Here is a 17,160-nt window from a genome sequence, read left to right as displayed (position 1 = left end):
CCTCATATCAGTTCACGCAGATTTCGCCGATTCCGCTGATTTTTATTTAATATTCTAAATTCTCCATTGACAATTCTCAATTTTTTTTAAGATTTTCCTTGACACAATTTTCCCTTTCTCTTTATATGGAATTGATGATTGAAATGGTTCTTTATTTATTGCACAAAGAATGTATTAGTTAGTGATAGGTGTTTTAGTTTCCTTGGGCTTTAATGCCTGAAACTAAACAAAAAATGTCTTAAATGCTTTATTTATTTAAGGAGAAGAAATTGGTTTATTATCTTGACCCCAAGCCCAATACTAATATTAAAAAAATAGCAACATCTTGCAAAGGCGCAGAAAAGATATCTTTCCCCAATTTCTTCATAAAAATCGTTACTATTCATAGTAAAACACAGCCCTCTCTATCCTCTTTAGGAAGTGCTGTTCTTGCTTTTTTTATTTCTAATTGTCGTAAACAAACTTGGGAGTATAACTTAAACTATAATTCCTTTATTCAGAAAACAAACCAACTTTCAAAATTCAACAGGTCAAGAGCTTACTTTTGCCCTAACCTCATTTTTAACTATTGATAAAAGGAGAAATCTATTATGAAAAAGAATATTTTACTCTTCTCATTCCTGGTTATTTTACTGGGAATTTTCTCAACTACATGGGGAGATCTGATTACAATTGGTGACTCAAATGCTACTACTAATGATCAAATCCCTATTAATAGGTTTTATAACTATTCAACTTATGAGATGCTTTATACTTCGTCAGAAATAGGAGCACCATACATAATCAACAAAGTTGCTTTCTATAAGTATAGTGGATCAACTACAGTAACAATAAACAATGTAAGCATTTATATGATGATCTCCAGTGCTTCCTCTTTGCCTACAACTACAGTATCTTCTCCTTATACAGGTTATTCTCTTGTATATTCTGGATCATTTCCTAATACTCTTAGTAGTGGTTGGGAAGAAGTTACTTTAAGTTCACCTTTTGAATATGATGCAGGTGGAAATCTTCATATTCTTGTAGTTAAAGGATATGAGTTCTATAGTAGTTCCAGACCTTACTATACTTACAATTCTACTTCAACAACTTATTTATGTAGAGGAAACTCCAACGATGGTAGCCAACCAAGTTCCTTATATGCGACATATAATAGACCTATTGTAAGATTTGATGTTTCTCCATTAGTTACAGAGCAACCTCCTAATCCAGCCACAAATCCCTCACCTGCTCATGCCTCAACCAATATCCCAAAAAATGTTACTTTAAGTTGGAGTAGTGGAGGTGGAGCACCTACTGATTATAAGATATTTTGGGGAACCAGTGAAACCTCTTTTGAAAATGAACAATCTGGTATAACAACAACATCTTTCAGCCCTTCAAATCTTCAATATTCAACAACTTATTACTGGAAAGTAGATCCTCATAATGATTATGGCTATGCTTCAACTATTGCTACCCTTCCTGTCTGGTCTTTCACAACTATGGCTGATCCAACAATAACAGAATTCCCTCATGCGGAAAGTTTTGATGGGACAACCTTCCCACCTTTTGGGTGGACACATCAAATTGGCTCCGGAGCTACCGGTTGGCAGAGGTCTACCGGATCTTCATATCCAACCGTTTCTCCTTATTCAGGAGCTGGAATGCTTTACTATAATAGTTATAATTTAAGTGACGGTTCAAATGCCAGTTTGTTCTCTCCTCCCATTAATGCCGGAGATGCTAATATGGTATATTCCACCAGTTTCTGGATGTATCGTTATAAATCATCTTATTCTTCTTATACAGACAAAGTAGAAATTTATTCCAACACAACTCCCAGTTTAACCGGAGCCACTTTACTGGGAACTATAATTCGGGATTATGATCAAGCTCCAGTAGAGACAGGAAACGGTTGGTATCAATATACTTTTGAAATTGGACCCGGTGCAGAAAATTTAACCTACTATGTTATTTTTAAAGCTATCTCAAATTATGGTTACAACATTAATGTAGATGAAATATCCTTTATTAGTGTTCAAGGAGGCAACCCTCCTAATCCAGCAATTAATCCCTCCCCTGCTAATAATGCAACTTCAGTTGCCATTACTACCAATTTAAGTTGGAGTTCAGGTGGTGGAGCTCCAATCGGATATAAAATATACTTAGGAAAAGATGCCGAAAGTATGGAACTAATAGCTAATCAAGCTGAAACTGTTTTTGATCTTGCTGAAAATCTGTTATTTGGTAGTTCCTATTCTTGGAAAGTGGACCCCTATAATGATTATGGTGCTGCTTCTGATGCGGGAGAAATTCCTGTATGGAATTTCTCTACTGCCAGTGGAATAGCTATTTCTCCAAGTCCCTATAATGCAGCTACAAATCAAGATGCTACAAATCGTGTTCTTAATTGGGCAGATGTAACAGGAGCAAGTGGCTATAAAGTTAAAGTAGGAACTTCTTCCGGTGCAAGTGATTTGGTAAATATGGCTACTGTTAATGAAAGCCAATATTACTCATTCTTCAAACTGGCCCTATAGCACAACAATATATTGGACTGTTTTTACTTTAAATGGAACCCAGGAAGTTCAGGGAACAGAATGGAGCTTTACTACCGCTGCCGATCCTACAAGGTCTATCCCCTATCTGGAAACATTTGATGCCAGCACTTCTTTACCGGCAAATTGGACAGGTTCTTTTTCAGTAAGTTCATCTCATGGTGTTAGTAGTAATGGATTGTATAAAAATTTATACAGTTACTCAACTTCAGCTTATGTAACTACACCTCCTGTAGGTCCTTTAACCGATAATACTACCCTGCAATTTGATTATCGCTATGTTGAATTTACCGGATACCCGAATACTGCTCATACACTGGTAGCTGGTGATAAACTGGAAATTCAGATCTCTACTGATGGAACAACTTTCACAACTATTCACACAATTGATAGCAGTAATCATATTACTTCCACTTCCTTTGCCACTTGCAGTGTTCCTATCACTCAAGCCAAGGTCTCTCAAGGTGATATTATTAAAGCTAAATTCCTGGCTACTCGGGGTGGGGGTGATTATTATCTGGATATTGATAATGTATACTTCAGACATATTTCTGCTGAACCTGCAATCTCTATAACTCCTGAAAGCAAATCATTTGGCGAATTGCAGATCAATACTGTCTCTTCTGCTCAGGTCTTTACTATTAAAAACGATGGCGGGGGAACCTTAACAATTAATCCTGCTATTGAATTAATTGGAGCTAATGTAGATCAGTTCCAATTAACAGATACTAATAGTTATCCTTGTGAACTTGGTTCGGGTGAAACAATTACTGTCTCGGTTGCTTTTGCTCCCACTTCCCTTGGTGAAAAAACAGCAAGTTTAACAATAGTGGATAATCTTAGTAAAACAGAGCATAATATTCCTCTAACCGGAACTGGAGCTGACTATTCAATTTCCGTCCCGTATCTAAATGATTTTCAGAGCAATATCAATGGATGGACAATATTAGATGTAAACAATGATGGGAAAAAATGGACTCTTACTGAGGAGATTTCTCCTAATAAAGCAATGAAGATTGTCTACAATCCTTCTCTGACAATGGATGACTGGTTTATTACACCACCAATAAGTTTAACTAAGGATACTACATACAATATAAGGTATGAATATCGTGTTGAATCAGATACTTATCCTGAAAACCTTGGTGTATATATTGGCAGCTCACCTACTCCTGCAGCTCTTAATACCTTACTTAATGATCATTTCGAAATTTCCAATACCACTTTCAGTTTAGAACAAGCCACTTTTACCCCGCAGACAACGGGGATTTATTATATTGGTTTCCACGGTTACAGCGATGCTGATATGTATAATCTCTATGTAGATAATTTCCGGATTACATTTGAAAATAGCGATATTGTAAGTGGAATCGCCTCTGGAGGAAATGTTAGTATAATTATCCCACCTGTTCATTCTATTTCTCCCACTATAGATATTTCCAATCTCCCACAAAGTGATGCAACCGTAACTGTTATTGCTGGCTATGCTGATGTTGATCTTCCCAATGCTGGTCTTAGCTTAACACTTACTGGAACCAGCTTTTCAGGCGCAATAATCACTATCAACCATAATCTTGGTTTTGTTCCAGCTCAAATTGCCTATAGAATTGAACCTGGAACTTGGAATCTCCTCACTTCAAGCAGTCCTGGAGTTAGCAACTGGAATGAAACAACTGTAACATTCACATTATCTGGAAAAGCAGCTGGAGATTTATGTTTTGTTTTCCCTCAGCAAGAAGGTCAGACACTGCCTGTAACCTTATCCAACTTCACAGCTGTGGTAACTTCCGAAAACTTTGTCAATATTGCCTGGATGGCAGAGACCGAAACCAATCATTCCGGTTATAATATTTTCCGGAATGAGGCAAAGGATTTGGAAAATGCTGTCAAGATCAATGCTCAGTTAATTGACAAAGGAACTGCGGTTGGAACTCAGATCAGCTACTTATATACTGATTTTGAGGTCTATACTAATATGGTGTATTATTACTGGTTGGAAAGTGTAGCTCTGGATGGAACCAGCCAATTCTATGGTCCTTTAACTGTTACTATTGGTGATCCAACCCAAGAACCGATGCCTCCATCTGTTCCAATGGTTACAAAACTCTATAATGCCTTCCCCAATCCTTTCAATCCGAATACCAATATCCGTTATTCCTTGAAAGAAGCCGGTAAGGTTAAAATTGAAATCTACAATATGAAAGGTCAAAGAATCAAGACCTTTACTCAGGAACACAATAGTCCAGGTTACTATCAGGTTTCTTGGGATGGTCGTGATGAAAATGGAAGAAGCGTTGCTAGTGGAATTTATCTGTATCGTTTAACAACCGGTAAATACACTTCCGCTAAGAAGATGGTATTAGCAAAATAAAGTTAACGGGTTAACTGGTTAGCAAGTTAGTTTGAAGGTTAACAAGTTAACAAGTGATATAGTGGTCGGAGCTCTTAAAAAAGCTCCGACTACTTTTTTATCTGGCAGAAAGGTATTCTGTCGTTTCCCCGACAATCAGATTACGGAGAACAAGTTCCGTAGGAACGACAACTATTATAGAAGGGTTTCAACCCGGCGAGTAATAGGAGAATGAAAAAAAGGGCTCACGCAGATTTCGCAGATGACGCAGATTAAAAATGAGAATAGGTATGGGATGAACAGGATTATAGGGATTATCAGGATTTTTATATTCTAAATAATACAGTGAGGAGAAAAAGAGCTGGATAATTCCGATTTGCCTAAAAACTGAAAGTTTCTTCAGGAGATTAGATTATTTTTAGATTGAAAAAATCGGATTTATGCCTTTGTTTCTATAATTTCTTCCCTTTGCCATTCCTGTGTTTTTATCATTACAGCGTTTTTGTCATTACAGTGTTTTTATCATTACAGCATTTTTATCATTACAGCGTTTTTGTTATTCCAGCGCTTATATATTTTAACCTATATAATTTAATTTTTCAATATCTAATTCATACAGGTTGGTCATCATAGATAATAAAAATCCTAATTATCCTTATAATCCTGTTCATCCCTTACCTATTATTTTTAAATCTGCGTAATCTGCGTAATCTGCGTGAAACCAGCCGTCTTCATTCCTGGTTTCTACCATTCCTGTGTTTTTGTTATTCCAGTGCTTATATATTTTAACCTATATAATTTAATTTTTCAATATCTAACGCATACAGGTTGGTCATTATAGATAATAAAAATCCTAATTATCCCTATAATCCTGTTCCTCCCTTACCTATTATTTTTAAATCTGCGTAATCTGCGTAATCTGCGTGAAACCAGCCCTGACTTTAATAAACTACAAAAAAAGGCGGAGGAACAACGTCCTCCGTCTATATATCTTATTTCTTATCTTACTATTTCATTCTACATTTATTTCATCATTATCATTTTCTTCGTGCTGCTATATTTACCAGCATTCATTTTAAAGAAATACACTCCGCTGGACACAGGATGGTTATTATCATCCAGTCCTCTCCATACAGCGGTATAATTACCAGGAGCTTTTGTTTCGTTAACCAGGGTTTTAACTTTCTGACCCTTAATGTTATAAATTTCAATATTTACGGGAATATGTTCTTTAACGCTATAGGCAATAGTGGTTTCTGGATTGAATGGATTGGGATAATTTCCTTTCAGCTCAGTTTGGACAACAGGAGCATTGTTATCATTATTATCATATCCATTTACTCCATGAATGCTTACATCGTCAACAAAGAAGATAAAGGCATCGTTGGAAAGACATTGAATTCCAATATAAACATTTTGATTATCATAACTGGATAGGTCGTAAGTATATTCAGTCCAAGTGACAGGTGCCTGTACATAAGTTGCGCCGGAAACAAATTGGAAGTTTGCAGGATTAGGCGTAGTAGTAGAAACCCCAACTTTGAATCGTTCCAGTCCATATTGTGCAGTGTAACTTCTGGCATAAAACTTAACGAATGACCCTGTTCCTAAAAACACACGCGGGCTAATCATCCAGTCATTATTAGGAGGTGTCGTTGCAGCAAAACTGGCAGGCATTTTAGAACCGCTGTGAGCAGTTAATGTAGTTAAAGGAGGAACTGTTGCTGAAGGATTAAAGATGATATATGCCATAGCATCTCCGCTTCCGGGAAAATCAACATCCTGAATGCCATAAGTATCAGCAAGATCAACATCAACCGTAGTCCAAGGAGCAAAGGTAGTAACGAAATTAGCATAGCTCTCAAAATCATCTGTAAAGAATGCAGGTGTGGGCTGATAATTGATAGTTACACTTACAGTTGCGGGAACTGATTCCCCAGTAGTATATAGTGCAGTTACACCATAATTATAAGTTCCGTTGGCAAGATCAAGATCAGTATAGTCAGTCGTAGCAGGATTATTTATAGTAGAAATTAATGTTCCATTACGATAGACCTTATAGCCCAAAAGGGCACGGTCATTATTTTTTGTCTCTTGTCTAATAGTGGGAACCGAAACACCCTTTACTCTTTCAATAGTTCCAGAAACGGAAGCTACATAAGGATAGCTTTTTGCTGTGGTAGGAGTGCCGATAAAGACATCATCAACCAAGAAGATAAAGGCATCATTGGAAACACATTGAATACCAATGTAGACATTTTGTCCTGCATAGCTGCTTAAATCATAAGTATATTCTGTCCAGGTAACCGGTGCTTGTATATAGGTTGTTCCGCTAATTATAGTGAAATTTGCAGGTGTTGTTCCAGTAGTTGAAACACCGACTTTAAAGCGTTCCAAACCATATTGCTCGGTATAACTTCTTGCCCAGAATTTTAGCACATTGCCTGCAGTTATAGAAAGTTGGGGGGTAATCATCCAATCATTATTCGGAGGAACAGTAGAAGCAAAACAGGCAGCCATTTTATTACCAGTATGAGCTGTCAAATCAGTTATAGCAGGTGTCGTGGCACTCGGATTAAAAATAATATATGCTTGTGCCGCATAAGCATTAGTCCAGGAAATGCCTTGCATTCCATAAGTTGTGCTTTGGTCAACATCCACTAAAGTCCAGGGAGCAAAATTAATAGTGAAATTCTCGTAACTCTCAAAGCTATCATTAAAACTTGTAGGAGGAGGAATTACACTTGGAGCATCCCAATCCAGAAAGACATTAGTATTGTTCTGCACTGTAGCAGTTAAATTCAGAGGCGGATCAAGTGGAGCAACAATTTCTACACTTACAGGACCCGCAGGAACTGATTCACCAGTTGTATAATAAGCAGTAACTGTATAGCTGTAAGTGCCAACTTCTAAGCCCAAATCATCATAAGTAAGAGTAGCAGGATTACTAATAGTGTTAATTAAAGAGCCATCCCGATAAACCTTATAGCCAAGAAGGTCTCTTGTGCCAAAAGAGGAAACAGGTGCCTGCCAAGCTAAATGGACATTGTAATAATTTTGAATGGTAGCAGTAAGATTTTGAGGTGGATTTATCTGTTCTACTATATCGGATACGCTGAAAGTATCTATATAGAGATAGAATCTATCGGCATCACTATGACCATGAAAACCTATGTAATAAGTTCCTCCGGTTACTGCAGGCATAATAATTTCTGCTGCTTCATAAGCAGTATTGATGATGTTCAAATTTTCCCAAAGGAGATTTGTCATACTTGCCACTGCAGGAGTTGTTCCCCAATAAACAGAAAGCTTTTCTGGATAAGTGGCACTTGAACTACAGTAGTAAAATTTTATTTTGTAATTATGAGTATTTGTAAAGACAAGGGGAGGAGTAAATAACCAGTCATCCATTGCTAATGTAGAATTATAACGGATGCGCATAGAATTGGGAGATGTTTGACTATTGCCATTATAGGACTGCCAGGTATAGGTATCATTATTGGCATTAATAACTGTCCAACCCAAAGCTAAATCAGGAGGAGTAACTGAATCAAAGTTTTGCTCGTAGGGATAAGTAGTAACTGTGGGATCAGCTAAAACAGTAAAACTCCAGACAGGACAGTCAACTGCATCCCCAAATTGATTATAGGGAACAATTTTCCAGTAATAGGTAGTGCTGTATGTTAAATCATTAACAGGATCATATACAGTTACTGTCTGTGTGGTTCCATTAACTATATTGGTAGGAGGATTATCCGTGCCAAAATAGACCTTATAACCATCAACAATTCCACCTCCGGAATTCCAGCTGAGGTTTGTAGCTATGGGCACATTAATAGCTCCATTGGCAGGATGAGGATTTTGAGCCGCTAAAGGTGGTTCTCCAGTTATGGGAGGAGTGAAAGTAAAGGTTAATCCGTTAGCAGGAAATACTGTAGCGCTTAAAGTGCAGGTGCTGTTATTAGCGGTTCCGGCTGTTGTTGCAGACCAGTCCGTAGTAGTTAAACGGTTATTGAAGTCATTATTGGAATCACCTCTTAAGCCAACCTGCACAGTGGCAGAAGTAGCAGCAGTTACAGCAGTAAAGGGTCCGTAAACAAAGACCACGTTGTTACCGTTTTCCTGAAGTTGAATTTGAAAAGTAAAATCATCATTAGCTGTGGCAGTAGGAGTTCGCCTCCAATTTTTCCACTGAATAGTAAAAACACGATTGGGTGCAGTGCCACTGCTTAAAGACATTAAAGTTCCATCTGCTCTGGATTTGATATCGCGAGCAAGAACAGCTATCACATTATTGGTGGAAGTATTAGAACTGATCGGAACATTACTTGTTACTACAGTATCCCCCATCGCGATAAAACCGTTGGAAGCGATGCTGATTGTTGTATAATCAACACCGTTATAGGTGAAAGTAAAGCCCAGCGGAATGGCTAAGAAACATTCATTGTCATTCGCACTGGTGCCGTGAATAGTTCCTCCACTGATTTCAGTAAAAGTTCCTAATGTTGAAGCAAAAGAATATTCGCTTACCGTAGAAAATGCAGCAATCGCTGTTACTGAAAATATCAGTAGAAGAAGGAGTTTGTAAATTTGTGCTTTCATAGCGTCTCCTTTTCTTGTTAAGTAATTTAATATTATAGACACCTAATCTTGTCTGTTCCATAATAATTTCTATGTGGAAAACAAACTTTTTTTACCTGATAATTATACCTGCAATACTGTCAAGAAAAACTTACTTTTCTTTTGTTTTAACTTCACACGGGCACCGTTTTGACTTACAATTTTCACTTGCCTTCCAGAAAACCACATCCCACGAACATTTTCACTTGCAACTGAGCTATAACTTGTTTTCGAATTAAAAAATTGTGAGTTAAAACAAGAAGCAAGCACACTTACAACCGAGCTACAACGAACCCACGAATTCCGCGGTCACGAAAAAACAAGAACCTTGCACCCTTACAACCAAACTACAACAAACCATCAAATTCCGCAGTCACGAAAAAACAAGAAAAAAGCAAACTGACAACAGCAATACACTATTTCTTCAAACACCGGCATCGTGAAAGAAAGTATTTTTTCACTCCAGAAATGTGAGGTAGGAATTGTTTGGAATTTGTGGCTTCGGAAGGCACTTTTGTTTTAACTCTAAACCGAGCTTCAGCTGTGAAAGTTGAAGGCAATGAATAACATTTCCTGTTGCCTCAAAATATAGTTGCAAACGCAAAAGGGTCGGTTTAGAGTCAAAACTCCACCCGGGCACCGTTTTGACTTACAATTTTCACTTGCCTTCCAGAAAACCACATCCCACGAACATTTTCACTTGCAACTGAGCTATAACTTGTTTCCTAATCAAAAAATTGTGAGTTAAAACAAGAAGCAAGCACCCTTACAGCCGAGCTACAACAAACCCACAAATTCCGCGGTCACGAAAAAACAAGAACCCTGCACCCTTACAACCAAACTACAACAAACCATCAAATTCCGCGGTCACGAAAAAACAAAAAAAAGCAAACTGGCAATAGCAATACACTATTTTTTCAAACACCGGCATCGTGAAAGAAAGTATTTTTTCGCTCCAGAAAGGTGGGGTGGAATTGTTCAGAATTTGTGGCTTCGGGGGACACTTTTGTTTTAACTCTAAACCGAGCTTCAGCTGTTAAAGTTGAAGGCAATGAATAACATTTCCTGTTACCTCAAAATATAGTTGCAAACACAAAAGGGTCGGTTTAGAGTCAAAACTCCACCAGGGTACCGTTTTGACTTACAATTTTGCCACAGCCATCACAGAAACCACAACCCTCAAATTACAAACACTGGCAACCGAACTACATTTGGTCTCTTCATTTCAAAATTGTGAGTTAAAACAAGAAGCAAGCACCCTTACAACCGAGCTGCAACAAACCCTCAAATTCCGCGGTCACGAAAAAACAAGAACTCTACATACCGTCAACCGAGCTACAACAAACTTACGAATTCCACGGTTACGGAAAAACAAGAAACAAGCACACTTACAACCGAGCTACAACAAACTCACGAATTCCACCATCGTGAAAGAAAGTATTTTTTCGCTCCAGAAAGGTGGGGTAGGAATTGTTCAGAATTTGTGGCTTCGGGGGACACTTTTGTTTTAACTCTAAACCGAGCTTCAGCTGCAAAAGTTGAAGGCAACGAATAACATTTCCTGTTGCCTCAAAATATAGTTGCAACCGTAAAAGAGTCGGTTTAGAGTCAAAACTCCACCGCGATGCTTGTTTTGACTTACAATTTTGCCACAGCCATCACAGAAACCACAACCTTCAAATTACAAACACTGGCAACCGAACTACATTTGGTCTCTTCATTTCAAAATTGTGAGTTAAAACAAGAACCCTGCACCCTTACAACCGAGCTAAAACGAACTCACGAATTCCGCGGTCACGAAAAAACAAGAAGCAAGCACACTTACAACCGAGCTAAAACGAACTCACAAATTCCACCATCGCGAAAAAACAAAAAAAGCACACTGGTAACAGCAATGCACTATTTCTTCAAACACCGGCATTGCTTTTGTTTTAACTCTAAACCGAGCTTCAGCTTTGAAAGTAGAAGGCAACGAATAACATTTCCTGTTGCCTCATAATATAGTTGCAACCGTAAAAGAGTCGGTTTAGAGTCAAAACTCCACCCAACAAATTTATTCTTTTCGGGATAAACGAAAATAAAGATGATAGTTATGCAAAACAACAACCAGAAAAAGAAGGTCTGCAATAAGCATTGCAATATTAACGGTTAACGGTTCCCAGGCAGTAAAATAAGCAATAGCCAAAATCAGAATACTCATCAAAATGGTCTTGAAAATAATTATACCGGCAGGGATTTTCAGTTTTTGGAAAACCCAGCGGGCAAGGGGATTTTTTTCTCGGTGATATTTATCCGGTTTCAGCACCAAATAAGTAGAATGCCCATCCAAAATGTTCAGCAGAAGGAAAATTATGCACAAAATAAGGGTAAACACTGGAGAACAAAATATGGCAGCAATTACCTTCCAAAACATATAATCCTAATTCCGTGTAAGCATTATTTACTACAATATTTATTTAATGATGGCAAGTTTACCGCGTTTGATTTTGCCTCCCATTTCCACTACATAGAAATAAATTCCACTGGAAACAGGACGCTGATTGTTATTCCGTAAATTCCAGGTGTAAGTAATATTATTGTTTTCTACACTAAAGGGTCCTATATCATCTTGAAAAACAAGTTGTCCGCTACTGCTGTAGATGGCAATTTTCCCTTTTTTATTTACCGGAAAGTTGATAAAGGTAACTTGCGGTGAATGTTTGGAAGTAACAGGATTGGGATAAACATTCAAGTTTTCCAGATTATCCAGGTTTTGAATGCTAAAGCGAACTAAATTACCTTGAGGTGAAATCAAGTTTCCCGCCAGATCGGTTATGTTATTCACTTCCAAATAATAAGCATAATTGCTGAATTTCAGCTTTTCTGCAAACTTAATTGTTACCGTATCCACAGAATGAGAAACAGAAACAATTTTATTGTCAGGATCGTTTTTAGGGCAATGTAAATTATAATTAGCAGGATACAAAGCCGGCAAAGATGATATTTCTTCACTGAACTGGATAGTAATTTCCTGTTTGGAAGGCAAAACCTTAACTCCAGTAATTTCGGGAGGAATTATATCTTCTATGTAGGCAAAATAATAGAAAGGGGTTTCCGGTTCCACTCCACTGATTCCATATATATTTCTAAGTTCTAAAACAAAGAGGGAATCAATAGCAGGAAAATTATTTCTAAATCGCAATTGGACGCCAGAATTGGCGGAAATACTATTAGCGGAAACAGGATTGCCCATTCCGTTACTCACATAATAACAGGCAGGATTGATAATAGCTCCCGGCATTTCTTGATTGAAGAACAAGCGTAATTCTTTTTGTCCCGCAAAAGTAATTTGTACCAATTCAGGTTTAGGCAAAGGAATTCCTTCAATCCAGGGACCTATGATACTTTCAATTGGTGTATAAGAAGGGTCACAGGAAGCAATGGCATACTTATATACTTTGCCCTGTTGCAAATTAGTATCGGTAAAACTAGTAACACCAGTTAAAATATTCCTGGTTACATTTCCTTCCTCATCTTTTCTATATAGAGCATATTCCGGAGCACCGGTAGAGGTCCAGGAAACCTTTATAGAGCTTTCATTTAAGGGTTTCACAGTTAAATTGGCAGGTGTGGGAGGTCCTGTAAACGGTTCTTCAGGAGTCCATTCTGCCAAAGCGGGATTATCTCCTACCGTTTTTACATTACCCAGAATGCGAATAATTCCGTTTTCATCTTCCCAAGTGCTAACCTGATAATTATGAGAGCTTACATCATAGAAAATAGGAACGAATTTACCATTAATATATTTCAAAACATATAAATTGGGAGTGATAGCTAAAATAATTTCGTCACAGCCATCCTGATCCAAGTCGTCACTGGTAATGGAATTCATAGAGGAGACCTCATTGAACATAATGCTGCCCATAGAGGTATAATTGTTATTACCTATATTCCGAAATCCCTCTCCTAACCAGAAATTGAGATTTTGATTAACAATATCGGTAACATAACCGGCAACAAAGAAATCCTTGTGTCCATCGCCATTAAAATCCCCAGCGGTAAGAGAATATGTATTTCCTATAGGAAGTCGGGTTGTCCAGCATAATTGATGTTGTGTTGCATTAATAATTTCAAAAATCATTACATCACCATCAGTGTCGGCACATAAAATATCGGGATAGTTATCACCATCAAAGTTATCTACAATGATTGTAGGAACAAAGTTATTACGGCTATAAGTAGAAGTGGGGTTGCTAATAGTATTTCTTGGCGCTAAAGCACCTGAGGAAACTCTTTTATATGCTTGAATAACCCGTTCGGCAGGTAAATTTTTAACCAAGAGGATTTCGGTTTTGCCATCATTATCATAATCTGCCATCACTCCTCCCGCAATTCCTGTGTCCAAAGCAATTACTAAGCTGTCATTACAGTTACTGGGATAATTTCCCCCTATAGGAGTCAGCCACATTTCAGCATTTTCGCCTCTCAACAAAAGCAACTCACTTTTAGAACCTGTAGTATAAGTGGAACCGATATCAAGGGGCCAAAAAGAATCCCCAAAATCATTTGTTACAATATGTCCTCCGGGGTAGGGTTCAAATGCTTTTACAGAACCATAACCACTGGCCGGAATTTCCATAGCAACATATTCAGCTATGCCATTGCCGTTATAATCCCTTTTACGCAACAACGGCTTTTGGGGAGGTCCTATAATTTCTTTAGTATATCCATATTGAGGAATTAGATAATAATGAATGTTCAAAAAATTAGTAAAGATATCAGAAACAAAGGTTAAACCAGCAATATTGGTAGCAATAAATTGGACATCAATCATTCCTTCCGGAATAGAGGAAGGTAATTTCCAAATCTGAATGCTATCCGCAAGAGAAGAATAAACATTATAGATTAGCCCATCTGAAGCGGTTATTTTGAGCTGAGTATTAACTATTTCATCAAAATTAGCTGCAACATAATATTCCAGATTTAGCTTTGTCCAACGGGTAAAATAGGAGATAGTTTCCGTTCTTAAAACTGGAGGAGTGCGATCTACAATAACTGTTCTATAAATATTATAGCGGTTCATATTGTGCAAGGTTTTTTCGTATTGCAGTCGCAGGAGATATTTTCCTTCGGGGAAATTATTCGGAAGATAAAATATAGCCAGAGTATCGTTATGAACTGGCTGACTATATTTTGTTAGCGTTTCAATATGTTCTGTAACATCTTTCCAGTTAGTGTCATTTTGGTCTTTTTCTTTCTTATAGGCAACAGTATAATTCGCAAAATCAGAACCATAGACAGAACCTATAATAGGAACCGAACCACTAATTCCTAATTGATCCTGCGGACTGGTAATTTCTAAAAAAGGAGGGTCTAAATTATCCAGCAGTTTCTTAACATTCAACAAACCATGACCGGTTCTAATATCAAAGCCGACAGGAGCTAAATCATCCGTAGCAGAAATTAAACGAGCTTTAACTTCTGCAGGACTCAAGCCAGGATGCAAAGATAGGAGTAATGCCACAGCTCCAGTTACAAAAGCTGCACTCATAGAGGTTCCATCCATATAGAAATATTGTTCATCAGTAGTAAGTTTATAAGTAGATAGAACTCTTTCTCCCAATGCTACGAGGTCTAAATCATCTCCATAACTGGAAAAAGTGGAAAGCTGCTTGGCAATATTGATTGAACCGACAGAAATAACTGTAGAAAGCTTGGCAGGATAGCTTAAACCGGGTCCTGCATCATTTCCTGCCGAGGCAACTAATACAACTCCTTTGTTATAAGCATATTCACAGGCGTCAGCTATGATAGCAGAATAATTGGGATCACCCCAACTCATATTAATCACATTACACCCGTTATCTGTGGCATAAATAATAGCAGCGGAAACATCATCATCTTGTAAAAAGCCCTGATTATCAAGTGTTCTAAAACCAGCTCTAATAGGTAAAATACCTACATTCCAACAGACCCCAACAACTCCTATTCCGTTATTTCCAACTGCACCTGCAATGCCCGAAACATGGGTTCCATGAAAATTTTCATCTTCCACATCATTATCCTGATCTAAGAAGTCCCCTAAAGCATTACCTGCCATTTCAGGTGCATCAGTAAAATCCCATCCACACCAATCATCTATATAACCATTATGATCATCATCAATTCCGTTATCGGGAATTTCGTTAGTATTGATAGCAAGGTTTTGCCACAGATCGGGGTGGTGAATTAACATTCCTGAATCCACAATACCGATTTTAACATAATTACTGCCAACCGTATAATTCCAGGCAGCGGGAATGCTGCTGATATAATGATACTGTTGACTGTATAATGGATCGTTGGGAGTTGAGTGCAATTTTCTCAAATAATTGGGCTGAACATATTGAATACCCGGAAAACTTAATTGTTCCAAGACCTCAGCAGGAGGCACATCAGAAACATTTGCCAGATAATAAGTGGGCTGGTGCATACCCTTAATGGGCTTTATCTGCGTAACTCCTTTTTGGCTAAGAAAATTGTCAAAAGCAGATAATCCGGTTTGGGTTCCTTTAATTTCAACGGGAATAGTGGTTTTAAAAATAAGCTGACCAGGAGTAATTTCGGCAAAAACAAAAATACCCAAGCTTAAAAACAGGAGAAGAAACCAGAATTTGCATAGTTTAAATATGGTCCAAAAGTCCTTCACTTTTTTCCTCTATCTAAAATCTGTAAGTTACACCAAAAGAGTGAACATCGTTCAATTCACTATTGAAAGCACCGTAGCCATAATCCACAGAGATATTTTTATATTTCACTCCAAAGCCGGCACTAAAATCCTGAGCATCATAGCCCAAAAGATAACCACCCCTTAAAGTAAGTAGTTGAAAGAGTTCACATTCTAAATTAACATTGCCTTTAAGGTCTTCATCTAAGGTCTGAATTACCGAACCGCCTAAGATTAAATGCTGTTCTGCAACAGAAAATCCTTTGTTTATATCCAATTCAAAACAAACCGGTAATTTTACTCTTTCTTCATCTGTATGATTAGCAATTCCCAAATTTCTTCCTACCAAAGTTATTTTAGCATCTTTAACGGGAGGAAGCCAACAAAAACCAAGGTCCGTATGCAAAGCTAAACTGCTGGCAGTATTCAGTTTTTGGTATAAAATTCCCAAATTAGCTCCTGCATAAATAGAGGGCGTTACACGATGAGCATAATTTGCCGTAACATCAATATCCAAAGGATGATAATTACCGATTAAAAAACCCATATCGTCCCTGTTTTCAATTTCCCCATAATCCAAATTACGCATAGCTATCCCGAAATGGCTTTTTCGTTGAGCAAAAGAATAAGCAATCATATTTGCCTGGGTATCTGCCAACCACATATTATGTGTAATGCCTAAAAGATGTTGATCATTCATACAAGAAGCTGCTGGTTGCAACAAAAAGGAACCCGGATTATCAATGCTGAACACACCTCTTCCTGCTAAGGACAAAGATACAGGTCCGTAGGGAACATTCAAAAATTTATAGCCGTAAGTTCCGGCATTTTCATCAATGCCGGCAAAACACATTCCCCCAATCAGCATTATGCATAAGGTAATTATTGTATGTTTCATAATTTTACTCTCTCTTATATCATATTTTGAATGAAAATTCCTTTGTCATTCCTGAGCAAGCAGGAAA

General features: G+C 37.7%; 7 protein-coding genes. 3 read left to right on the top strand and 4 right to left on the bottom strand.

Annotation, left to right across the window (positions count from 1 at the left end; translation table 11 throughout):
• Positions 1-269 precede the first annotated feature (269 nt).
• Genes CLOAM_RS02775 through CLOAM_RS09010 form a run of 3 tightly spaced genes read left to right on the top strand, consistent with a single transcriptional unit; the run spans position 270 to position 4,911 of the window.
• Positions 270-572 (top strand): hypothetical protein, encoded by a 303-nt coding sequence (locus CLOAM_RS02775; RefSeq protein ID WP_044278854.1) that lies wholly within the window; start codon positions 270-272, stop codon positions 570-572.
• A gap of 18 nt (positions 573-590) precedes the next feature.
• Entirely contained in the window at positions 591-2,522 is a 1,932-nt protein-coding gene (locus CLOAM_RS02770) for a hypothetical protein (protein WP_015424329.1), read from the top strand.
• Positions 2,482-4,911, top strand: a complete 2,430-nt coding sequence (locus CLOAM_RS09010) for a T9SS-dependent choice-of-anchor J family protein (protein WP_015424328.1) — start codon at positions 2,482-2,484, stop codon at positions 4,909-4,911. Before CLOAM_RS02770 ends, CLOAM_RS09010 begins: the two co-directional genes overlap by 41 nt.
• Positions 4,912-5,913: 1,002 nt before the next feature.
• Here the strand turns inward: CLOAM_RS09010 and CLOAM_RS02760 are convergent.
• From CLOAM_RS02760 to CLOAM_RS02740, 4 genes are all read right to left on the bottom strand, one after another.
• The gene (locus tag CLOAM_RS02760; RefSeq protein ID WP_044278853.1) at positions 5,914-9,492 is read right to left on the bottom strand and encodes a T9SS-dependent choice-of-anchor J family protein; all 3,579 of its coding nucleotides are present in this window, start codon (positions 9,490-9,492) and stop codon (positions 5,914-5,916) included.
• A gap of 2,071 nt (positions 9,493-11,563) precedes the next feature.
• Positions 11,564-11,923, bottom strand: a complete 360-nt coding sequence (locus tag CLOAM_RS02750) for a DUF5658 family protein (protein WP_015424325.1) — start codon at positions 11,921-11,923, stop codon at positions 11,564-11,566.
• 39 nt (positions 11,924-11,962) lie between these two features.
• Positions 11,963-16,177 (bottom strand): S8 family serine peptidase, encoded by a 4,215-nt coding sequence (locus CLOAM_RS02745; protein WP_015424324.1) that lies wholly within the window; start codon positions 16,175-16,177, stop codon positions 11,963-11,965.
• A 13-nt stretch (positions 16,178-16,190) separates the two neighbouring features.
• Positions 16,191-17,093, bottom strand: coding sequence for a PorV/PorQ family protein (locus tag CLOAM_RS02740; protein WP_015424323.1), 903 nt, complete (start codon positions 17,091-17,093; stop codon positions 16,191-16,193).
• Positions 17,094-17,160: the final 67 nt, after the last annotated feature.

Source organism: Candidatus Cloacimonas acidaminovorans str. Evry, from assembly GCF_000146065.2.
Taxonomy (GTDB): domain Bacteria; phylum Cloacimonadota; class Cloacimonadia; order Cloacimonadales; family Cloacimonadaceae; genus Cloacimonas; species Cloacimonas acidaminivorans.
Note: the sequence above shows the minus strand (reverse complement) of the source record. Positions and strands in the feature narration are given on the sequence as shown.

Coding starts and splice junctions, on each gene's coding strand:
- CLOAM_RS02770 (WP_015424329.1), top strand. CDS start 591: ATGAAAAAGAATATTTTACTCTTCTCATTCCTGGTTATTTTACTGGGA.
- CLOAM_RS09010 (WP_015424328.1), top strand. CDS start 2,482: ATGAAAGCCAATATTACTCATTCTTCAAACTGGCCCTATAGCACAACA.
- CLOAM_RS02760 (WP_044278853.1), bottom strand. CDS start 9,492: ATGAAAGCACAAATTTACAAACTCCTTCTTCTACTGATATTTTCAGTA.
- CLOAM_RS02750 (WP_015424325.1), bottom strand. CDS start 11,923: ATGTTTTGGAAGGTAATTGCTGCCATATTTTGTTCTCCAGTGTTTACC.
- CLOAM_RS02740 (WP_015424323.1), bottom strand. CDS start 17,093: ATGAAACATACAATAATTACCTTATGCATAATGCTGATTGGGGGAATG.